14 protein-coding genes are annotated in these 23,402 nt (G+C 55.7%); 7 read left to right on the top strand and 7 right to left on the bottom strand.

Features of this window, described 5'->3' with window-relative positions; translation table 11 throughout:
• Positions 1-1,173 (bottom strand): glycosyltransferase (locus KP702_RS11005; RefSeq protein WP_215768936.1); only part of this gene is annotated, 1,173 nt, incomplete at its 3' end.
• Positions 1,170-2,630, bottom strand: coding sequence for a glycosyltransferase family 1 protein (locus KP702_RS11000; RefSeq protein WP_202208706.1), 1,461 nt, complete (start codon positions 2,628-2,630; stop codon positions 1,170-1,172). The genes KP702_RS11000 and KP702_RS11005, both read right to left, overlap by 4 nt.
• Positions 2,631-2,980: 350 nt before the next feature.
• Here KP702_RS11000 and KP702_RS10995 point away from each other — a divergent pair, with 350 nt between their 5' ends.
• The 6 genes from KP702_RS10995 to KP702_RS10970 all read left to right on the top strand — a co-directional run bounded on the left by KP702_RS10995 (position 2,981) and on the right by KP702_RS10970 (position 12,267).
• Positions 2,981-5,134 carry a glycosyltransferase gene (locus tag KP702_RS10995; RefSeq protein WP_202208705.1) on the top strand — a complete coding sequence of 718 codons (2,154 nt, stop codon included), beginning with the start codon at positions 2,981-2,983 and terminating at the stop codon, positions 5,132-5,134.
• A 103-nt stretch (positions 5,135-5,237) separates the two neighbouring features.
• Positions 5,238-6,455, top strand: coding sequence for an HAD-IIIA family hydrolase (locus tag KP702_RS16210; protein ID WP_237390122.1), 1,218 nt, complete (start codon positions 5,238-5,240; stop codon positions 6,453-6,455).
• Positions 6,452-7,540 (top strand): hypothetical protein, encoded by a 1,089-nt coding sequence (locus KP702_RS10985; RefSeq protein WP_202208704.1) that lies wholly within the window; start codon positions 6,452-6,454, stop codon positions 7,538-7,540. The genes KP702_RS16210 and KP702_RS10985 overlap by 4 nt, the downstream gene beginning before the upstream one ends.
• Entirely contained in the window at positions 7,528-11,049 is a 3,522-nt protein-coding gene (locus KP702_RS10980) for a glycosyltransferase (RefSeq protein WP_202208703.1), read from the top strand. The genes KP702_RS10985 and KP702_RS10980 overlap by 13 nt, the downstream gene beginning before the upstream one ends.
• Before the next feature lie 535 nt (positions 11,050-11,584).
• Positions 11,585-11,746, top strand: coding sequence for a transposase (locus KP702_RS10975; RefSeq protein WP_202208702.1), 162 nt, complete (start codon positions 11,585-11,587; stop codon positions 11,744-11,746).
• A 329-nt stretch (positions 11,747-12,075) separates the two neighbouring features.
• On the top strand, positions 12,076-12,267 hold the full coding sequence (locus tag KP702_RS10970; RefSeq protein WP_202208701.1) for a hypothetical protein: 192 nt from the start codon (positions 12,076-12,078) through the stop codon (positions 12,265-12,267).
• Between the two features lie 67 nt (positions 12,268-12,334).
• Here KP702_RS10970 and KP702_RS10965 read toward each other — a convergent pair whose 3' ends face one another.
• Positions 12,335-14,866, bottom strand: coding sequence for a Hint domain-containing protein (locus KP702_RS10965; protein WP_252348666.1), 2,532 nt, complete (start codon positions 14,864-14,866; stop codon positions 12,335-12,337).
• A 469-nt stretch (positions 14,867-15,335) separates the two neighbouring features.
• Between KP702_RS10965 and KP702_RS10960 the strand changes: the two genes are divergently transcribed.
• Positions 15,336-16,562, top strand: coding sequence for an MFS transporter (locus KP702_RS10960; protein ID WP_237390120.1), 1,227 nt, complete (start codon positions 15,336-15,338; stop codon positions 16,560-16,562).
• Between the two features lie 25 nt (positions 16,563-16,587).
• On the opposite strand, the gene KP702_RS10955 is transcribed toward KP702_RS10960, so the two are convergent.
• From KP702_RS10955 to KP702_RS10940, 4 genes are all read right to left on the bottom strand, one after another.
• The gene (locus KP702_RS10955; protein ID WP_202208700.1) at positions 16,588-17,199 is read right to left on the bottom strand and encodes an NAD(P)H-dependent oxidoreductase; all 612 of its coding nucleotides are present in this window, start codon (positions 17,197-17,199) and stop codon (positions 16,588-16,590) included.
• A gap of 132 nt (positions 17,200-17,331) precedes the next feature.
• A complete protein-coding gene (locus KP702_RS10950; RefSeq protein ID WP_237390119.1) occupies positions 17,332-18,420 on the bottom strand; it encodes a HupE/UreJ family protein in 1,089 nt (362 codons plus the stop codon).
• A gap of 123 nt (positions 18,421-18,543) precedes the next feature.
• On the bottom strand, positions 18,544-20,514 hold the full coding sequence (locus KP702_RS10945) for an adenine deaminase C-terminal domain-containing protein (protein WP_252348665.1): 1,971 nt from the start codon (positions 20,512-20,514) through the stop codon (positions 18,544-18,546).
• A gap of 762 nt (positions 20,515-21,276) precedes the next feature.
• A complete protein-coding gene (locus KP702_RS10940) occupies positions 21,277-23,367 on the bottom strand; it encodes a TonB-dependent receptor (RefSeq protein ID WP_373687846.1) in 2,091 nt (696 codons plus the stop codon).
• Positions 23,368-23,402: the final 35 nt, after the last annotated feature.

The raw sequence follows: 23,402 nt of genomic DNA, 5'->3' as shown, positions 1-23,402 counted from the left end.
GGATGCCACGCAGGGTCGCCCCATGCTCAGACTTTCTGTCACGGGCAGGCCCCAGCCTTCGAAGAAAGAGGGAAAGACGGTAAAGCTGCAGTCGGCGTAGAGGCGGCGGAGTTCGGCGTCGGTAGGGTTCTGGATGAAGCGGATCTTGCCGTTGAGCCAGCGGGCGTTTTCAAGCTGTTGCATGAGATCGGAGACGAGCCATCCCTCCCGCCCGGCAAAGACGAGGGTAGGAACCTGGTCTTCGGGCAGGTCTTCGAGGAGTCTGCGCCAGACGCGGAAGAGCAGGGCATGGTTCTTGCGGGCCTCGAGGGTGGAGACGAACAGGACGTAGGACCCATTCACGAGAGGCTCGGTGGCGACGGGTATGTCGGTGAGGCCGAAGCCAGTGCCAAGCGGAATGGGCTGGACGGTGATGGATGTGCCGATGTCCTGTTCCGTCAAATAGGACTGCACGTCCGCAGCCGTGGCCTTGCTATTGGCGAAAATGACATCGGCCAGGGGCAGCATGGCGCGGTGCCAAGCGCGGAATGTCGTAATGATTCCACGGTCGCACCATTCGGGGCAACGGACTGGCACGAGATCATGCATCAGCAGGCCATAGGACATGCGCAGGTTATCGCGCATCCAGCGGATGGTGTGGATATAGTTCTGGTGGTGCCATGGTGCGCCAAGGGTCAGGAACACGTCACCGGGGCGAGCAGCGTCCGCCAGTTTCGTGCCCTCCAAATACTGTTCGGACCGTCCGACGTTACGACGCGGGCTCAGCTTCCGCTGTCCGGCGCGCAGGGCCAGTCGTACCATCGTGGCGGGGAGGGTGCACAGGCCGGTGAACGCGAGGCCTTCCGCCTGAAAGAAGGTGGACAGGACCTTTTCGGATGGCACCTTGTCGATGGATGGCGTTACGGAGGGAAGGACCGTGGCCTCAGCGTTTGTTCCCTTTCTGTCGCCGCCTGCCATGATCTGGCGGAACAGGCTTTCCACAACTGTCCAGTTCACAGTCTGGAAGTCGTGGGGGTGGGTGGCGTCCGGACCGCGCCGGACGAATTGGACATCTTCACTGCGAAGGGTGCGAAGGGCTGCGCTAATCTCGAACACAACGCGCTGGATGCCGCTCGGCCTCCCGTGGTGCGTGAGATGGAACAGTAGATCGTCAATGTCGATCCATAGGATCATGATCGTTTTTCGCTCAGGTAAGCCGTATGGCAGGCGTCCAGAACGGCGTCGGCCGTACGTTCCCACGGGACGGGCTGGAACCGGGTGCGGACCTCTTCCTGCCAGCGGGCCAGTCCTTCGCGATCCGTGATGGTGTCGTGAACCACACGATAGGCGTCGTCGATGTCTTCCGGGTCGAAGTAGCGTGTCAGCGGGCCGCCGGCTTCGGGGATGGAGGTGGAGTTCGAGGCAATGCAGGGTTTGCCGTTAACGAGGCTTTCCGTCACGGGCAGGCCCCAGCCTTCATACAGCGAGGGAAACAGCGTAAAGAGGCAGCCTTCGTAGAGGTGGGACAGCTCCTCATCGGTCGGATCGTTCAGGAGACGGATCTTGCCGCGCAGCCACTCGGTGTTCTCAAGCTGCTGCATGAGGTCAGAGACCAGCCAGCCGACACGGCCGGCAAAAACCAGTGTCGGGACCTCCTCGCGTGGCAGGTCCGTCACCAGACGGCGCCAGATGCGGAAAGCTAGCAGGTGGTTTTTCCGCGCCTCGATGGTGGAGACGAACAGGACATAGCTTCCCGGAGCAGGCAGCCCCCTGGGACGTTCACCCTGAGCGCGGTGAGGTGGGCCGAAGCCGCTGCCGATGGGAATGGTCTGGACTGGAGCGAGCAGCTTCAGGTGATGCTGGCGGGCATAGTCTTCCACGCTTCGGGCGGTTGCGTTGCTGATGGCCAACAGTCGGCCACACTGGGGCAGCGTGGTATCGAGCCAGTGACGGAAATCCTGGATCAGGGACAGGGCGCACCATTCGGGACGCACTGCTGGAATGAGATCGTAAAGTAGCAGTACGGGCTGAATGCCATAGACCTGCCGCATCCGGGCCAGACGTTCTCCGAAATCCGGTTCGGACCAGGCGGCCCCCAGAATCAGGAAAATGTCCCCGGACTGCGGTGCGCTGGCGGCGGGTGGAGCCGGAGCGGGGGGAGAGGACGCGGATTGTGACGCCGATGTGGGAGAGGCGACGATCGGACGTGGGCGCAGGCGCGAGCGAGCATAGCGGCGCAGGAGCTGAAACGCCCGAAGCTGGTTGACGACAATGTTCAGCAGGGGACGGGCAAGCTCGGGGGGGAGGCTCTCCAGCCGTCGGATTACCGCATGACGCAGGCGTCTGATCAGGGCGCGAGGCGACCGTGCGACAGAACGCATGGATGCAGCGTCGGGAATGATTTTTTCATCAGTCCGGACCGCGAACAGGGCCTCCAGATCCGCAAAGGAGACGGGTATGAGAAGGTCGCCGTCCCCTTGTCCGCGGCGGCCCAAGACGATGCGGCCGATCCCCGGCACAAAGGCGGCCTGCTGACGGATGACACGAAGGATTTCAAAAACGAGACGCTGGATTCCGCTGGGGCGGGCGTTTTTTTCGAAATACTGGAAGATGTCTTCGACGTCGATCCAGATTGTATAATCTTCGCTCATGCGTCCGGAGTAGCCTCGGGCTGGCCGGCAAGAGCGCCGGTCTGTCAAACGGTGATAGTGCGTTCTGTAGAATAAAGCCTGCGTCAGGAGCAAGCAGTCTCGGGCGTTGATTGGAGCAAAGATGCTGCTCGGTCGGAAAGATGTTATATTTGTTGCTGGAAATCCCCGGCTCCTGAACCTGAACTTATAACGATTATTTGCTATTTCCGGCAGATTGTCCCTGGTTAAAAGCTCGAAAGACAAAAAATCTCTAAACGAGACTGCACGTGACGGCAGGAAAGTGTTAGTCCCGCATAAAGCGTGCTGATTTATCTCCGTTCCTGATCCAATTTCTGAGAAACCGTTTTGCCATGCCGATTTCGACCGAGAGTGCTGCTGACATCGTCCGGCTGTTTCGTACAGGTCTTGGAAGAAGACCAGAGCCCGCGGCTCTCGCTCACTTTGCAGCGCTACTGGAAGATGGGGCGACATTCCATGACATCGCTCATATCATCGCGGGATCACCGGAGTTCCGTCAGCTTCATGGTGACGAAGACGTCTGTGATGCGCGATACGTGTCTTTCCTGTATCATAACGGGTTGGATCGGACGCCTGATCCGCAGGGAGAAGCTGGCCTTCTGGCGGCTCCGAACCGGGGCGATGGGCTGGTAATCGTTGCCGGATCGGAGGAGGCCCGCTCGCGGACCGATCTTTATGCGTTGCTTTATCCAGAAGGTGCACCGCCGCAGGACGACATGGCCTACAAAGCGTGGCTTCTGCGTTATGACCGGCTGTCTCCGACAGAGCAACTGGCCATCGGACGCCATATCGACCGAGGAATGGTCTCGCGTCCAACATTTTCCTTGATGCTGCAGGTCAGCAATCACCGACTGGACCTTCTGGAGGAGACAGTCGCTTCCCTGGAAGCGCAAATCTATACCGACTGGACGCTGATCGTGGTTTATCCCGATAACCTGCGGCCAGGTATTCGTACGCACCTTAAAGAGATTATACGACGCGTGCCCGGCTTGGTCGACGTGGAAGTTTCGTCCCATCAAGGCGTTGAAGGACGCTGGCGGAGCGCACTGGCGGCAGCGGCGGGTAGTTTTTGTGCCTTTCTGGAGCCCGGGGATCAACTTTCCCGAACGGCGCTTTACGAATTTGCAGTCGCTATCGTCAGCCGGCCTGACCTGGTGCTTCTGTATTGTGACGAGGATCGTCTGGGCAGTGACGGGCAGCGCTGTCACCCTTCTTTCAAGACGGGGTGGAGCCGGGATCTCGCTTATGCGGGAGATGTGATCGGGCAGCTTGCGGTGTTTAGCCGGGCGCGAATCATGGCGGTCGGGGGAATCCGTGACGAAGGGGGCAGCTTTACACGGTATGACTTGCTGCTGCGCGTGACAGAGGATGTTCCGGCGGCCTGTATCCATCATCTGCCCCGACTTCTGTTCCATCGTGGGCGGGCGCCGGGTCTGCCACTGATGTTCCCGCTGGTGCGGGCTACGCAGCAGCATCCTGAAATGCGAGACGTGGTCCTCCGGCATTTTCGGGAACGCCATCCGGATCTTGACCTTGAGGACGTCTATATCGGCGGGAATGTCTGGCCAAGGATCGTCTATCCGACAAACGGTACGCCATTAGTTTCGATCATTATCCCGACCCGGGACAAATTCCGGCTGCTCGAGCGTTGCGTTTCCAGTCTTCTGACTCTGACCAACTATCCGAATTTCGAAATTCTGATCGCCGATAATGGCAGCACGACCCCGGAGATGCTTGATCTTCTGCGGCGTCTGGGACGTGATCCGCGTCTGACGGTGCAGCGTCTTGCCGCGCCCTTCAACTGGTCTGCCCTCAACAATAGGATGGCCCGTCAGGCGAAGGGAGACATGCTGCTCTTCCTCAATGACGATACGGAAATTCTTGAGGAAGGATGGCTGACGGAAATGGTGTCACTGGCGCAGCAGCCTGGTGTCGGCGTGGTAGGGGCGCGGCTGTCCTATCCGGACGGGACGTTGCAGCACGGCGGCATGGTCATGACTGAGCACGGACCGAAACATATCCTGCGCAGCGCGACGGAGGATGATCCAGGTTATCTGGGTCAACTTGTCCTGACGCGGGATCTGATGGCCGTAACGGGCGCCTGCATGCTTGTGCCTCGTCCGGTTTTCGAGCGAATGGGCGGCTTTGACGAGACCTTCCCCCTGACCTGCAATGATGTGGATTTCTGTCTGCGGGTGAGGAAAGAGGAGTTACGGGTTGTCTGGACGCCCCATGCCACACTGATGCATGAAGATGGTGGAACGCGCGGGCGGGACGGGACGGCGCGGAACCTGTTCAACGCCTGTGTGGACGTCGGGCGTCTGCTGGAGCGGTGGGAGAAGGTAATGCTCAACGATCCTTTTCTCAATGCCAATCTTGAGGCCACGGATTACGCGTTGCGGCTGGCGACACCTCCCCGTGCGCCTAAGCCATGGCGTCGGCGAAAAGGCCACTACCGCGAAGCCGCCCGTGTTGCGCTGTCCTGACGGGCTGTTCCGTTTTTCCTTCCGGCCTTCCGTTCTGATCTGAAGAGACAAAGATGTTCTGTTCTGCTCCACTTTTTCGTTCTGTCGCGACGTATTCTGTCTCGTGAGTGAGGTGACTGTGCGTCAGTGCGCCATTTTGGTGGGGGGGCTGGGAACACGTCTGGGCGCGCTTACCCGGACGTTGCCCAAGCCCCTCATGCCCTGTGGCGACCGACCTTTCCTCGCGTGGCTGATGCGGGAGATGCAGCGTTTTGGCGTTGAGGACTTCGTTCTGTTGGCAGGACATCTCTCGACGGAGATCGAGCGGGCCGTAGACCAGATCCGGGCCTTCCTGCCGAAGCCAGCGAAGATCACAATCAGCGTGGAGCCGTTCCGGGCCGGTACGGGAGGGGCGCTGTATCATGCCCGCGCGCATCTTCAGGATCGTTTTCTGCTCTGCAACGGGGATTCCCTGTTTTCCTGCAACCTATCACGGTTTCTGTCGCGTGAGCCTCAAGGAAACTGGATGCTGCTGCGTGCGGTTGAGGATCTGGACCGGTACGGGGAGGTTCGCCTGGCGCAGGACGGCGAACATGTGGCGTCTTTTCATCCCAAGGCCGAGCAGCCGGGGCGGGCGGGCCTGATCAACAGCGGGATTTATCTGTTCGATCACACTATCTTTGGTCATTTGACGCCGGACTGTTCGCTGGAGCAGGACGTGTTGCCGGCACTGGCGGCGCAGGGGGATCTGCGTGGCATGGAACTGACCGGATATTTCCGGGATATCGGCCTGCCAGGCGATCTTGAGGCGGCAGGACGGGAGTTGCCTGAGGTCCTGCTGCGTCCGGCCGTGTTTCTGGACCGGGATGGCGTCATCAACAAGGATCATGGCTGGGTCGGCACGCGGGAGCGTTTCGAGTGGGAGCCGGGTGCTCTGGACACCATCGCGCGGATGACGGAGAGCGGACATCATGTCTTCATCGTCACCAACCAGTCAGGTGTGGCTCGCGGACTATATTCCGAAGAGGATCTTCACGCCCTGATGAACTGGGTGATCGGGGTAGTGCGTGCGCATGGCGGCACAATCGACGACTGGCGGTACTGCCCGATCCATCCCGAGGCCGTGGTGGAGCGGTACCGGGGGAATAGCCCTGACCGCAAGCCTGAACCGGGCATGATCCTTGACCTGCTGCGGCGATGGGAGCTGGACCCGGAATGCTGCGTAATATTCGGAGATCAGCTCTCCGACATGCAGGCCGCCAGCGCTGCTGGTATCGAAGGCGTCCGCGTTGGTCCGTCCAGTCTGGCTGATCTGATTTCCGAAAGAGGGGGGTTCCTGTGAACAGCGATCCTTATACACGCTCGTCCCATACTCGTTCGATTGCCGGGACGCAGAACGCTGTTCGCGCACGCGTGCCACTCCGTCTGGGGCTGGCGGGTGGCGGGACGGATCTCAGTCCGTATTGCGACGATTTCGGAGGGGCGGTCCTGAACACGACCATCGACCGCTATGCCTATGCCTTCATCGAGCGGTCAACGGATGGAAACGTTCATTTCGTGGCTCCGGATGTGGGTATGGATGAAGCGTTTGACCCGCAGGATATTAATGAAACTGTTCGGGACCGGGCAAAGCTCAGACTTCATGCTGGGGTTTTGGTCGCAATCAGTCGTCGTTTTTCGGTTCCGGTGGAGCCGTGGCGCATCACGTCTTTCGTGGATGCGCCGCCGGGATCCGGGCTTGGTTCGTCTTCAGCGCTGGTTGTGGCGCTGGTAGAAGCGTTTGTCAGTCTGCTCCAGCTCCCGCTTGGGCCGTATGACGTGGCACATCTGGCCTATGAGATCGAACGAATTGATCTGGGGCTTCAGGGCGGCAAGCAGGACCAGTATGCCGGGACGTTCGGCGGGACAAACTTCATCGAGTTCTTGGCCCAGGACCGGGTGGTGGTCAATCCGTTGCGGCTGTCCAGCCGGATCCGCAATGAAATCGAGACGTCCTTGGTCATCGCCTTTACGGGCGTATCGCGGGCGTCGGCGGACATCATTGCCGAGCAGCGCAGTGGCCTGCTGAAGGTGACGGAAGAAACCATGCGCAACATGCACCGCCTCAAACAGGATGCGCATGACATGAAAAATGCCCTCCTTCGCGGAGAAGTGCCCCATATGGCCGAGATCCTGAACCGGTCTTGGGAAGCGAAGAAGAACACGGCGCGCGGCATTTCCAATCCGTTGATCGAGATGCTCTATGGGCAGGCGATGGCGGATGGTGCGATCGGCGGCAAGGTCTCGGGCGCGGGCGGTGGTGGTTTCATGATGTTCATCGTGCCGCCGGATCGCCGTGTGCGGGTGATCCGTGGCCTGAATGGTGCTGGCGCGCAGGCTGGTGGCGTGCATCTCGTGACGGAAGGAGCCGAAACATGGATGAGCTGAGGCCGGTGACCGATGAAAGCCCGTTCACAGACAGTATGAGATGGGACGGCAAGGAACGGCTCGCGGAGGAAGAGTATATTCCCATCACAGAGCCGGCAGTCGAAAAGCATGTGCGTGCGCTTATCGAGAATCAGCTGGAACAGGCCATGGGGCGTGTTTACCACGTGGAGGAACGGAGCCGTCATCTGGAACGTCTGTTCGCACGCGAGCCGGTTTCAGAGCATGAAATTCAGGCGCTGACCCGCAGCAACACGGAACTGCGCAACCAGCTTCAGCAGCTCCAGGCGGAGCATCGGCTGCTACTTCAGTCCACCGCATGGCGGGTGGGACGGCGGCTGCGGGATCTGGCGCAGCGTCATCCGGTCTTTGCCCGTCATGCACGCCGAGCCGCCAAGTTGACATACTGGACCCTCACGCTGCGTCTATGGTCGCGTATCCAGGTTCGGCAGGGTGCAAAAAAAGGCATTGCCCTTCTTGCACAGTCCCCGCTGTTCGATGCCGTATGGTATTGCAAGCGTTATGCGGCAATGTTGCCCCCAGGAACTGATCCGGTCGCACATTACTACTGGACAGGTGCAGCGCAGGGGCTGGATCCGCATCCGCTGTTCAGCAGTAACTGGTATACTGCTGCGCTGCCGGTTGAGGCGGCGATCAATCCGCTTGTTCATTACATTACTCATCAGGGACGCAACCCACCCGATCCGCATCCTCTATTCGATACAGGCTTCTACCTGAAGCAGGTCGGGAAGATAGCGCCTGGACGCACACCGCTGGAAGATTTTCTGGCGCGTCCTTCTGGATCCGACATCAGGCCAAATGCTGTTTTTGACCCGGTGGCCTATGCAGAGGAATATGCTTCCAGCCTGAAAGACGGAACCAATCCTCTGGCGCATTATGCCGCAGAAGGAGAAGCGGGAGGATTCTGGCCACATCCGCTATTTGATCCGGTATGGTACACGGCGCGCTATCCGGCAGCCATGGAGTTCGGGGCGCTGGCGCATTACCTGCGGGAAAAGAAATGCGCGAAGGGGGTAGTCTGTTCCGAGCATATGGAGCAGCTGGGAGATAAGACGCTGTCCCTGCCGTTTTCGCTATCGTTTCCGGAGAAAAATGATCCGGAAGTCTCGATCATTATTCCGGTCTATGGCCATTATTACGATACCTGGCGCTGTCTGGCGTCCGTAATGCTGCTGACGCGCAAAGTGACTTATGAGGTCATCATCGCGGATGACCGCCCCTCCCGCCCGATTGCGTCCCTTCTGGGCGCGAAAGGTGCGGTGCAGATCATCAATACCGAGAATCTCGGCTTTCTCGGTAATAGCAATTCTGCCGCGAGACGCGCGCGGGGCCGCGAACTGATGTTTCTGAATAATGATACGACTGTAGGGGACAACTGGCTGGCCCCGATGCTGTCGATCATGAAGGCCGACCCCTGTGTGGGGGTGGTAGGCTGCAAGCTTCTGAACGGTGATGGCACAGTGCAGGAGGCAGGGGGAATCATCTACGGAACGGGCTGGGGTGACCCGTTCGGAAAGAATGATCAGGCAGACCGCGGCTGCTATAATTACGTCCGTGAAGTAGATGTAGTGACGGGGGCCTGTTTCCTCGTTCGCCGCCATTTATTCGAAAAAATGGGCGGCTTCGATGGCCGGTATGCCCCGGCGTTCTATGAAGAGTTCGACCTCGCCACCAGCATCCGGGATGCAGGATACCGGGTAGTGTATCAGCCTGCGAGCCGTGTCCGCCATCATGGGAGTGCGTCCTATGGCACGGAGATGCGCGACAAGCAGACGCTGAAGAACCATGCGACCTTCTGCCGCAAGTGGCAGACGCTCCTGGCGACGCAGCCTGCGCCGGATACGTCCAGCTTCCTGAGCCGGGAGCGGCCCTCTCCGCGGGGCATCATCCTCGTCATTGATGACAAGGTGCCGGAATATGACAAGCATGCTGGTGCGGTCACGTTGTTTCAGTACCTGCGCCTCATGCGCGAGCTGGGCCTGCGGGTGATCTATGCGCCGCAGGATGGCAAGCCGCTGGAGCCTTATACGGCTGCTCTCCAGCAGCTTGGCATCGAAGTTCTTCATGCGCCGGACCGGCTGGACCGATGGCTGCGCGCGTATGGCCTTTACGTGGATTTCATCTGGACGGCTCGGCCGGATGTAACGTTCCCGATCTTGGCGCAGCTTCGCCGCCACACCGGCGCGCCGATTCTGTATTACACCCATGACCTGCATTATCTGCGGGAGATGCGCCGTTACGAACTGGAAGGCAGCATCTGGGCGCTTCAGGAATCCCAGCGCCTCAAGCCCATGGAATTGAAAATCTTTGATGTCGTCGATCACGTCTTGACACCGAGCGCGGAAGAAAAGCGCGATATCCTCCTGGAGGTGCCTCACGCAAATGTCACAGTTGTACCGCCTTATCTGTTTGGCGATACGGACCTGACAGACGCGCCGGCCGATTTCGCATGCCGCAGGGACCTGATCTTCGTGGGAGGGTTCGACCACACACCCAATGTGGACGCTGCGGTCTGGCTGGGTCAGGAGATTATGCCGCTGGTCTGGGAAAAGCATCCGGACAGCACACTGTGGATCGTGGGGAACGTGCCGCCGCCGAATGTGCAGGCGCTGGCGTCGGAGCGGGTAAAGGTGACGGGATTTGTGCCGGAACTGGAGCCATATTTCGAAAAGGCCCGCGTTTCGGTCAATCCGCTGCGTTACGGGGCAGGCGTCAAGGGCAAGATCGTCACGTCATTGCAGGCAGGTATTCCGGTTGTTACCACTACCTGCGGGAATGAAGGCATCCAGCTTGCAAACAGGGAAGAGGCGCTGATTGCCGATACGTCCGCGGATATTGCGCAGGCGGTCATCTGTCTTCTGGATGACGAGGCGCTGTGCCGGACGCTGATCCGGTCTGGGGCGGAGGTGGTGCGGAAGCGCTTTTCCGCCAGCCGGGCGAGGGAGATCCTTCGGAACGTTCTGGGAGATGCGCTCTGCCCGGTCTGTGGCAGCCGCCCGCGGCAAGGACGTCATGCGGATGGGGACTGGCGCCTGGGGCTGCACTGCACGAATTGCGGGGTGGATAACCGTGGGGCCGGGGTGGCGCAGGTTTTGGTGGCGCCGTGGCACCGGCAGCGGGTCAACACCGTGCGCGAGGCGCTGCCGTATCTGCAGGATCTGCGGATGCATGAATTCGGCAGGGGCGAGGCGTTGCGTGCTACCCTATCGGGGCTGGCAGGATATACCTGTTCTGAAAAGGCTATCAACGAGTTGTTCGATGAGGACGGCCTGATCGATCTGTTCCTTAGTCCCGAAGGGCAGGTACAAGACCTACCGACGTTGCATCGTATTCTGAAGCCTGGCGGTAAATATATTTGTGCGGTCCTGAAGCAGGTGAATGAAACGGCACAGTCCCTAAGGGAAATTGGCTTTCAGGTTACAATCCATAACGTCGATATGTCCGAAAGCGATGAGGCTTCTTTGCAGATCATTGAAGCTCTTCGGGACTGAGGCGTCTTTCTTGAGGAGTTCATAAAATTAGGCCTTGGCAAGCCGTTCTTTTCGATACTGAAATGAGAAAGAGCGGCTTGCCAAGGAAGATAAGATCATGTGCGGGAAAATAGACCGGCTAAACAAGGGTTAGCCAATTGTCGGTGGACCGCCCAGAATCGGTTTCTTCGAGGTTTGTGTTATTCACCTCGGCAGTTCTGAGATGAGTTGAAATCGGAAAATGGATCCCAATTTCCGAGGCCGTGCGCAAGCCGCTATCGGACTGGAGAAAAAGGATTCTAGCGGCAAAAACGGCTAAAAAGCATTCAAGGGCTTAAATCGCAGTTTTGAGTAGTGCTGCCCTAAGGGACGTATCTTATCACTCGCCAAAGGACAAACATGCCCGCTACCACCTGAAGTTCATGAAGGCGAAGCGACAGCATGGTGGCACAATTCCATCAATCATTCTCGCCATTCCCGTTGACAAAAGTTTATAGGATCGGCGTGAGATCTGATTCACTTTGTGGCTGGGGAATAATGGGCAGAGAGGACAGGTATGGCCCGAGGCGATCTGACGGATCAGGAATGGGTGGTTATTGGTCCTCTTCTGCCTCCTGAGCGCGAACGTTGGGCACGACCCGCAGGAGATAACCGCCGGTTTCTCAAGGGTATGCTGCATGTCCTGCGCCTCCGTTTGTCCGTGGCGGGATATGTATAAGCCCTACGGCAGGTGAAACTCCGTGCATGTCCGATTTTGTCGTTGGGCCGAACAGGGCCATATGGGACGCTCTGCTACAAACCCGTATGGAAATGAGGGTGACCGATGACTGGCAGTATATAGTCGATAGCACCGTGAGCGGTCCCATTCACAGGCCACAGACGCAAAAGGGGGCTCGTACGGAAGCATTTGGTCGATCACGTGGCGACTTTACGAGAAAAATCCATGCTCGATACGACAATCAGGGGCGTCCTCTTAGCTTTGCAGGCAGGTCTCGGACTACAAAGCCATAAAGCCCTGATAGCACTTCGAGCTCCAAACCCAGGACCATGCTCACCAACCGGAGCTATGACAGCGGAAGCTTTTGCCAGGATCTGTTGGTCCACGGGATCCTGCCGGTCATTCCCTCGCGCAAAGGCCGCATCACAACGCGCTATACAGAAAAGAGAAAATATCGGGTGTCGTTGTTGCCGCCGGACATAACGGATTTTCATGGTCTGGTCTTTAGCGAGACCACGTGAAATCCCCTAAGAATTTTCTAGAAAATGATGGGAAAGCATAGACTTCCCCATCATCTTTTAAAATCTGTTATCCGACCTTGCGGAGATCGAAGCTGGAAGAGTGAGCTTCCATTACATAGGGTCCGCTAGACACCACCTGAACGGAGAGAATGCTTGGCTCCCTGACAAACATACCACTACTCTGGAGTGGCAGAACTGCATTGCCATCTGTCCAGCGATATCTTGAGGATTCTACTTCATGCCAGCCTGACAGGTTGGACAGGGAAAGATGTGCCGTCAGTTTCGTTGTCCGGCGAGAGGCAAAAAGCGAAATATCGCCGACAAGAACACCAAGATTACGACGATCGTCCACAAACGGGCCGATCGTGTCACTTGGACGATTGGCACGCGACACCAGACGAACTGTCGTAACACTTGCCGGGATCATGAACGTAACCCGCTCATTCGCCTGCCTTAGCGGACGGATAACCTGACCAAAATCTGTGACCAAATGAAGATCAGCGTCTTCAGTGAGGGTTACAGGTGCATTCTGAGAAACCAGCCCTGCTGACTGCGCACGGAGTTCAATATCATGGAAAATGGGCTCTACGAACGAACGACTAACGCACAGTGGGGCAGCCGCGTCTTCGCTCCATGTCTTTTGCCGTCCCGTTAGAGTGGCGAGGCCGCCATCCTGCCGGAATGTACGACGATTGCCTGTATCGAGATAGCTCTCTGTCAGCATTCCGTCTGCCATTATTACGGAATGCTGTTCCGTCTCGATATGATAATAGTCGTAAGAGGTCAGTGACTTGTCATAGAAAATAGAAATTCCGTTGACGAGCATACGTGCGGGGACAAACTTGCCGTTAAAATACAGACAGTGTTCCGCCGTGATCAGCATGTCCTTATACGGAACACCCTCAGCAATCGCATTTTTGAGAATGCGAACAGGGTAGCCTGCTTCATCCGTAGACCGCTGTGAGTTCACTACGGCACGCTTTCTGCCTGCCCAGACAATCTTCTGCGTGCTTTCCTGCCCATTTTCATAGACAGAAACGACATCTCCAATTGTCAGATCCTGAATTGCCTTGACGCCAGAAGGTGTAGCGATCATTGAATCTGCCAGGAAGCAGACTTCATAAACAAGATCGCCATCACTGTTTGCGGTGAGCGTATAACCAGCGTCTTTAACGCCAATGATGTTCATCGTAACCAACGAGCCGTCTTTGAGAGTCAGCACGACATGATCGGCATCTGAGTAATTCACAGTCGTGACGTCTGCGGCTTTGACGTCAGCAAGAGTAATACCGTCAGAGGAACCCGCTGCAGTGCCCGAGAAACCACTGATGACCGTGGTGGGGCTGCCAGTCCCGGTGATGACCAGGCCTGTGTTGGTATTACCCTGAAGATCAACTATGCCACCGGCTGTAGCCGGAATGGTCGCCGTTGCACCGTCAGCAAGGGTAATCGTTCCGGATATTATTGCGCCACTGAATCCGCTGATCGTGCCACCACTCGCGACGGATGTATCTCCAATCATAGCGCCCGAAGATACGTATACCGTAGCGCCGCTGTTCACGGTCGTGTTGGTTGCCTTGCCTCCCGAGGCGATATCGAGCACGGCGCCACTTTGGAGCGTAGTGCTGGTTGCATTTCCCTGAACGCCTATGCCGCCCGCGACGGTAGCGGACACGGAAGAACCTCCAGCATAAACCGCTAGCGTACCGCCAGAAGAAATAGTGACATTGGTGGTCGTAGCACCTTTGTTAATAATTTCCTTGCCGTTGCTAAGAACAGTGGACCCGCTATCTACACCTGTGTTCTTAACATTCAGCAGGCCACCGGAGCCGATCGTTGCTGCGTACGAGGAGCCTTTCTCTACTGTGAGATTGGCACCATTTCCGGAGACGGTAGTATTATAAACCTGTCCTCCACTGCGTACGTCCTGGCCTGCACCGTTTCCGGACACCACGGTGCCGTAAGCAGCGCCACCATAGACCTGCTCAACGGGATATTTTCCCTGGAGTTGTGTATTGCTCGTGACGCCGCCGCTTTCAACGCGCACAATGCTGACGCCGTTTTTGCCATCGTCAACAGCAGAGAGATAGTTGGCACTTCCGCCAGCCTGAATGTCAATCAGTGCAGCTTTACCCGATGCAACAGTTGTCCGGATAAAACCCCCGCTGGTGGCGACCGCCGTTCCGCCAGCGGTAATGCGCGAGGCAGCAATTGTCCCGCCGTCGCCCGCACTGATCGATCCACCATTGGATACTGTGGCCTGCGCCACATTAGCACCCAAGATAGCCCTGATTGCGCCACTGCTTAGAACCGTGGCCGCATACATGGCTGCACTGCTGCCCTCAACATCCACTTCTCCGCCAGAAAAAAGGATACTGCCTGTATCGGTGCCGTATACAGTTGCGAAGGTTATATGGTCATCTTGGCCAATGAATATATTGCTGGTAGAAACACCGCCATTCTCCACCGTGAAATCGGCTTGGGCTTGCACAGTAATCCGGGTCGCGCTGCCACCGGCTTCGACCGTCATCTGGTCATAGCCGGCGCTAAGCGTAATGCCAGAAAGTGTGGTGCCTGAAGAGGCTACATACTGGGTCATGCATAATGCCTAAAATTTATTAACAATTATTCACTACAAGGAATAGGTTAAATATCTCAAGTCAAGAATCGGAAATATTTTGAATAAAATTAATAAATAATAGAAATTAAGGGGCGTTTTTATAATATAACAAATATTAACGATCAAGAATATGGGGATATTTGCTTGTATATATTATAGTTTTAAGAATATTATTCTTATGGAAACAAACCTTTTCTCTATAGGAAACACCCCCCTAATAACGAATTTTATTGATTGCAGAGCTACGTTTTATCTGGGTTTATCACTCATGAAACTACCCTTGCGCGATCGGGGAACCGTTGACTGAGGTCCCAACGCGATAATTTCTTGTGTTGGATCGCAAAAGAACTCCAGGCCTCTGAAGCCCCTGATCATCCCACACAACATGGGATTTTGAACTCAGAGTGCCCGTCGCTAGCGCTCTGGGAACATGATAGGATCAGGTATCATGAGCACTGACCCCAATATGAGCCCGTCCATTACTGCTGTTCCGATTAATCGTACCAACAGTACAGAACATGCCCTATCCACATTTGTCACTCTTTGCATGGCTGTTGCTGCTGGAGTTGCGGTCGCTAACATCTATTATAACCAGCCCATGCTGGGCATCATGAAACGTGACCTGCCAGGTTCGATCACAAACCTGATCCCAACAGGCACCCAGCTTGGATATGCCGCTGGACTGTTCCTCCTTGTACCTGTCGGGGATATTCTGGAGCGCAAGCGACTTATTATTCTTCAGTTCATTCTCCTCGCATTAGCTCTTTCGGGTGCTGCAGTCGCACCTAATGCAATGACACTGCTCGTAGCGTCTGTCGCCGTAGGGGCCTTTGCCACTGTTGCGCAGCAGATTGTTCCCTTTGCAGCACATCTTTCATCCCCTGAACGGCGGGGGCACACGGTTGGTATTGTCATGGGAGGACTGCTGGGTGGTATCCTGCTTAGCCGAACTCTGGCTGGTGTAGTCGCCACGTACACTGGATGGCGCGAGATGTTCTGGCTGGGCGTTCCGATCGCTTTAGGCGCGGGCGCCTTGATGGCCTACTGCCTCCCCACGAGCAAACCCGACACCAAACTCCACTATGGTCAATTACTGACATCCCTGATGGGCCTCTGGAATGAATTTCCTCAGTTGCGCCTGGCGTCAGTCACTCAAAGCCTTCTTTTTGGAGCTTTTAGTGTCTTCTGGACGATCCTGGCACTTCATCTGCAAGAGCCTCGGTTCGGGTTAGGGGCCGCTGCGGCCGGCCTTTTCGGTATCGTAGGAGCCGTTGGTATCCTCGCCGCTCCAATTGCGGGGCAGATTGCCGACAAACATGGCCCTCAAAAAACTATTGTCTTTGGGGCTGGCCTGATACTCGCATCATGGATCGTTTTCGGCCTCTGGAATTCACTTTCAGGCCTGATTGCAGGGGTCATCATTCTTGATTTTGCGATACAGGGCGTGCTCGTGTCCCATCAGCATGTTGTCTATGCGTTGCGACCTGAGGCGCGAGCACGCCTGAATACCATTTTTATGGGAACGATGTTCCTGGGTGGAGCGATAGGTTCCGCCAGTGCAATGATGGTTTGGCCTGCATTTGGTTGGACAGGTATTGTCTTTCTCGGCGCAGGCCTCGCGCTTTTTGCTACGTTACTCCAAGTCTGGAACTGGAAGAGATTACGAGTGAAATAAGCTTAAAGCACGAGTTGACCGCTCGTTACTGGTTTGCAGAGCTTACAGACAGCTCGAGACCAAGAATTTTTAAAAGATGATTACGATAGCTCTGTATGACGTCATCAATGGCCGGCGCCTTTATGACATCTGTCGCTACATAAGTAGAGAGAGGGCTCATTCCCAGAAACTGGTTCGCCTTATGGAAGGGAAAATAAACACCATCAATCCCTTTGCCTTCAAAGAACTGTTCTGGATCCTCAAAGGCTTCTTTCGGTGCGTTCCACGTCAATGACAGCATATAGTGCTTTCCCTGTATCAGACCACCTGATCCATATTTGCGCTCAGGGTTGGAGCGGGTGCGCCCGTCATTGGCATACAGAGAGCCATGTCCGGCCGTGAACACTTCATCAACATACTTTTTGACAATCCATGGTGCGCCCATCCACCAGCCGGGCATCTGATAGATGACCAGATCCGCCCAGAGGAAGTTTTCAACCTCGGCCTGAATATCGTAGCCTGCATCGATCTTGGTCTGACGAATATCGAACCCGGCAGTCGTTAATGTCTCAACCGCAACGTCGTGCAGAGTATCGTTAAGCCGACCGTGAGAATGGGCAAATGCTTTTGAGCCATTCAAAAGAAGAACATTTTTCATTGGGTGTTATCCTGGTTACGTCACGGGTGCGAGTATGCAGGTCATAGTCTGGTGCGATAATAGCCTGCCTCTCCACATGAATTTTGAATAAAATTCACAGATGAAAGAGCAGTTGTGGAGAATGAATGATCCTCAGAAGAGCAAATGATAGGCCAAAATTCGCTGGATAGCCCAGAACAGGCCGATAGCTGCAATGAGAAGTGAAGCCGGGATCGCAATCCGACTTCTGAACCAAGGGCGGTTTCTGAAAGCACCTACAGCCAGTGTCGCAAGAAGAATGATGAAAAGCTGACCAGCATCCACGCCAAAGTTGAAGCCGATGAGTGCCGCCATGAAGTCGCGATGAGGGAAGGGTACTTCACTCAGGCTGCTGGCGAACCCAAAGCCGTGAACCAGCCCGAAAGCAAAAACAACCAACAGGCGTGTTCGCCCCAGTTTTGGCCTAAAGACATTTTCTAGGCCGATGAATGAAATCGATAAAGCGATTGCGGGCTCTACAAAACGGCTCGGAAGATCGAAAATTCCGTAGGTTGAAAGAAACAGTGTCGTGGCATGCGCAATGGTAAAGACTGTTGTCTGGGAAAGCAGCTTGCGCCAGCTAATTCCCAGAAAGAAAAGCCCGAGCACAAAGAGAATGTGGTCCGTCCCTTCCGGGACGATATGCTTGAATCCGAGCTTCAGATAAACTGGTAACTGTTGTCTCCACGACAGTGTGTCCGGATCAAAGCTGGCAGGCTGTTCGACGTGAGCTGCTGGGAGTTTTCCCCTGTAGTCAAAGATAACGCTCTCATGCTGCCCGGCATCAAGCCAACGCGTCTGCGTATAATGCCGTTCAGGAAGCTGAACCGTATAGGCGACGGGGTAATCAATCTGTGCTCCAAGTGGAATGCGAAGTTGCAACGGGCCGGTGTCTGCAGGAAGCGGTATCTGAAATTGGAAATGAGCTGGTTTGTCAGCTGCCAGATCCATATATTCATCCCGGCTCTTGCCGGAAAAACTGTAGTTCACGAGAGTGGCGCGAAGGACAGAATTCCCCGAGAAAAGCGGTAAGGCTTCAGTGATTTGCGCAGCGACTGATCTGACCTCAGCATCATGCTGTGATCCTTGCCCAGTCGCCAAGAGGTAGTATCTGGCAGGATCACCCATGAGCACTGTCAGATCCATATCGATCATGACGGTTGCCGTATCTGGCCGATCCAGCGAAACCAAGACTCTCGTCATGGACTCCGGATCAGCGTATCCTGGAGAATTACCCAGAAATAAAAACGTAAAAACAATGACTTGAAGGACTATTCGTACATTCCGTTTAAGGTGAAATGTATTCTGGAAAACAGCCTTCATATCTTACCAGACCGTCGGCATCGTCTGTCCCGTCTGGAGCAGAACCAGCCCGCTGGGATTACCCGGGTATGGAACAACAAGGCGCCATGTGAATGGGCTGCATGTGATCATCGAAATCAGAAGTCTCCGCGGGTAACCGGGCGCTCCTATCCATTCGAGCCCGTCAGCTTTAGCATAGACATTTTCCATGCTCGCAGCGGCATCCTGTACGGGACGACTGGTCATCAGACCCGCGATCTCCAACTTCATTTCGGCAAGAACCTTACCGTGGCTAACCATCACGATCCCACCTTTGAGCTCGGCGATACGATTGACCGCGAGCGCCATTGCCTCGTCGCTGGTTCCCATGACCGTAATGTTATGAAGATCGTGGGAAACAGACGTAGCGATGGCACTATCGGGCGTTTTAGGGCCATTCCCCGTCCAGAACATCTTGCCCAGCCGAGCCTGTTCCATGTAGCGATCTACTGTTGCAACTTTGATGATGTCACGTGCGATATCGCGCTGAACGACCCCGTTCACCACAGAGAGCGTTGCCGTTTTCTGAACGGGGTCAGTGTAAAACGGGGCCTGAATAGCAGCCGTAACCTGGGTCGTTTTCCCCTTGGGTGCCAGGATTTCAAAGTCTTTTGCCGTCAGCTTTCTACCGATGTGGATCGTATCGGACGCCCATGTCGGCCATGTAATTTGGGGCACTGGGAGCAAGTATTTCCCATCCTGGGCCGCCAGCTTTCCATTCGCAAAAACATACTTGATCTTCACGTCCGGCACAGAAGATAGCAAGACAACGTCAGCATACCGACCCGGTGTAATAGACCCGACAATCTGATCCATATGACCATGCTGGGCCGGATAAAGGCTACCCATTGCGTATGACGCCTCAATGGGCGCACCCATCTTGATTGCAAGACGGATGTGATAATCCATGGTTCCTTGCTTCAGCGTATCCGCGACATTCCTGTCATCTGTCACAAGCGCAATATTATTCCAGTTTTTCAGCCCCTTACGCACAAAATAGGGCACGGCCCGCTCAATATTGTCATCACGGAGCTGCAAGAAGAGGCCATGCTGTAATTTGTTCCATGCTTCTTCAGGAAGCCGGGTTTCATGATCGCTGGAGAGGCCCGCTCCGGCAAATGCATTAATCGTGTCCATGTCCCATAAACCTGCCCCGTGCCCGTCGACGACGCCCCGATTATCGAATGTGGCCTGAATGTTTTCCCAAATCCGTTGGTGACCAGGATGAGAAGGGTTTGAAACGGCAGGCCAGTCCATCACTTCGTCCAGCCCCTGGACGCGTGGATTATCGCGAATGTTTTCAGAGATTTCCTTGTAGGCATAGTTTCCGCCACCTTGCTCGAAGGCAGAAGGCGGGGTGGCTGACCCGAGGGCAGGGAAAATTTTCAGCGGACTGCCAAGGTGTTCTGCCGTGAGCCAGAATTCAACGTTATGCGTACCGCTGACATTCGCAAATTCATGAGAGCCTTCCGTGGTCCAGGTATTCCCCAGAGGAACGACAAGTGCGGCTTCCCACTCGGGCGAGAGCATCGAGCTTTCAATATGCTTGTGAGATTCACCAAATCCTGGAACGGCTGGGAGCCCCTTGGCATCAAAAGTTGAAAGCGCATGGCCTTTCCACTGACCAGCCGGCCCAACCCATGCAATCCGCTTCCCGGCAATGACAATGTCCTGCCCGTCTTCCCAACTGAGAGTGTAGACGTTCAGAACCTTTGCATTGTGGATCAGAAGGTCCGCCGGTGCGCGACCCAGAGCGACTGCCACCAACATCAGCCGCGTCTTGACTTCATCACTGAAGGCAACGGGGTGAGCCACACGGCTTGCTGTGGGCACGGTAGAGGCCGGAATATCTGTCGCTACTGCATGAGATGCGCTCAGAGACAGGCATGAAAGCGACCATGCCAACGCTCTTACCGAAACACTTGAAAGCCTCTGAAAAGATAGGGGAAAAGACATCGCTCAGGTATCCGGTCGCAGGAAACAGTATCAAATTCTAGCCGGGACCATACCGGTATCATAATGTTTTTATCAATGATCATAAATTTTGGCTGCGAGAGCGAACATCGTCCCCTCAGCCGTAATCGCCGCGAAATTTATCGACACGGCGGAGAAAGGGACACCTTTTCTCCCTGTGGTATTTCGCATCCTAGTTGTTATTCCACACGACGATCGAAATTGGGAAGTAAACATGGATGCCATCATCCGCATTCCATGCTCATACCTAATCGATCTTGCATACTGGCAATGCCGTTCGTAAACATTGCGTCAGAGCGGACCAGTCTTCGGGTTCAGCCTGACCAGGCAAACGCGATTGCTGTGTTTCCAGAGGAATAATCTCGCGTCTGCGCCCATCAACAGTAACTGCCGCAACGTGAGAGCACTTGGGTGCGAGGGATCACGAAGGGTTTCCCCAAGGCCTTACTCGACCTGACAATCCGGGACAGGCGGCGCACCTTCGACAATGATCTGGCCATTCGGACGGGAGGCCCGCACCGTTTCCGTCAGGATTAGGCAGTGCTCCTTCACGAGATGGCCCGCATGGACTGCGCAGAGCTGCCCTTTCCATGCAACCGCTCTACTGACGGACGGCCAATGCGTGACCGTTACAAGCGTCGAGGAGGCGCTATGTCTCGGTCAGCGCTTTTACGAAGACCTTCTGAGCCAGTCGCCCGTGCGTTTTGGAAGTCGCAACAGAACTTGAGGAAGGCCCTTGCGTGTTCAAAACCCGACTTCAATGCCCACATGCACCGTACGGCCTTGCCCCCAGGAGACACGGAGCGGGGTCCCGGCGGTTGAGACAAAATAGGCTTTATTGGCCAGGTTGACCGCATTGACCTGCAACGACGTGTCATGGCCCAACAGCCGCCCTGTATGCCATGACGCAAAGGCATCAACTGTTGTGTAGCTGGGAAGCCAGAACGTATTGTTCAGATCTCCAGCCCGGCGGCCAACGTAGCGAGCGCCTGCGCCGATCCGCATGGTCGTCTGGAGCCAAGGCAAAGCTGTTTCATAAGTCAGATAGCCACCACCGGTATGCTTGGCGACGTTGGCAACAAGCTTGCCCTCGTCGGCAGGCGTGTCACGCAGGATACGCGCATAGGTGAAGGCATAATTGGCCAGAATGTTCCAGTGTTTGTCCAGCTTGCCTGTCACGCTGGCTTCCACTCCCTTGGAACCCACCAGGCCTGCCAAACGCTGGAGCGTATTCCCTGTCTCATCCAGCCCCGCGGACTGCTGAACGTTCTTCTTGTGGATATTATACAAAGCCACATCTGCCGTCAGGAAACGATCCTGATAGCGTGCACCCACTTCAAACTGCCGTCCCATAGTGGGCTTGTATCCGCCTTCCAGCACACTGCCTGCATCAAGCTGATTGGGTGTGAAGGACTGGGAATAGTCTCCATAGAAAGAGACGCGCTTTCCTAACTGATAGACCAACGCCACGAAAGGCAGAGGCTTTGTGTAGGATTCATCGGTTGTCTGCACGTAAGGACGGCGGCCTCCATACGTGATGTGGAAAAACTGATACCGCACACCGGGCGCTAAAATCAGCCCATGACCCAGATGGATATTGTCCTTGAGGTATCCTGAAGCACTGTTGATGTGCTGCCGCCAGTCACTGTTGTTGTTGTTTACAGGTCCGACCGGCTTGAGCAATCCATAAACAGGATCAGCAGGATAGAACCCACCCTGTCGCGTACCATCAATGAAAGCGCCCTGGTTTTGCTGGCGGTTCTCGTAATCAGCGCCCACAACCAGATCATGCTTTATGCCCCATAGGACGTGATTGGAGATGTAATCCAGCGAGGCATACCCATTGGCACGGATTGTCCCTGTATTGCTTCTATAACGGCGGGTCAGGACGCCAGTCGCTGCATTGTAAGCAGAAGGATCAGCCTGCCGATCATGGTAATTGTCCCGGTTCCAGCCTCCCGACAGGCGAATGCGGTCATGATCCGTCAGACGATACTCCATCGTCGTGGCCAGAAGATGACGTTCGCCAAAGGATTTGGCCCAACTTTCGTCCAACCGCTTTTCTGGACCACTGACTGCTCTTCCATTCGAAAAGACGGCACCGCGGTCTAGCGTATTGTTATATTTCGCCCATTCGTAAGACACATCCGCTGTAAAGCGGCCGTGCTCAAAACGGAGGGACGGTGCCAGAAGCTTCTGCCTGTTAGAGCCAAAATTGCGCCAGTAATTTTCGTTCTTGTAAGACCCCACAAGCCTGAAGCTCAAACTATGGGAGAGGGGGCCACCCACATCAAAGTGGCCATAACCGCCGCCCAGCGACGACCATGTCGTCCCGAGAGTGGCTCCCCATGTTTTCCGGGGCTGCTTTGTAATGACGTTAATGACGCCACCAGGCTCCTGCATTCCGTAGAAAAGGGACGCTGGCCCCTTCAGCACTTCCACGCGTTCTGTTGTGGCGAGATCGAAGTTCCGGCCAGTCGGCATCCGCACACCGTTGCGCAGGATCGAACCATCGTCCACGGCTCCGAAGCCGCGTTTCATCAGATCATCCTGTGTGCCGCCAAAGTTATTGCCGATGGAAATGCCGGGCACATATTTCGCCACATCCTCCATCGTCTGAGGCGTCATGTCTTCAATGACCTGATGGGTCACAACATTTGTCGTCTGGGTCTGCTGAAGAAAGTTTGTGGGAAGCTTGTCCGCTATGCTGCTGGATGTGGCTCCGTAGGAGTGTGCATCTGCGTGAACACGAATATGTTCAGCCTTACCGTGCGATGTTCCAACTTTTGGCTTTTTGTAACGGCTTTCCTTGCTGTTTGAAGATGACGAAGACACGTCATTGGGTGAAGCCTCCGCACAAAATCCGCTGA

Source organism: Gluconobacter sp. P5B12, assembly GCF_018812035.1.
Taxonomy (GTDB): Bacteria; Pseudomonadota; Alphaproteobacteria; order Acetobacterales; family Acetobacteraceae; genus Gluconobacter.
This window is presented reverse-complemented; position numbering and strand designations above follow the sequence as displayed.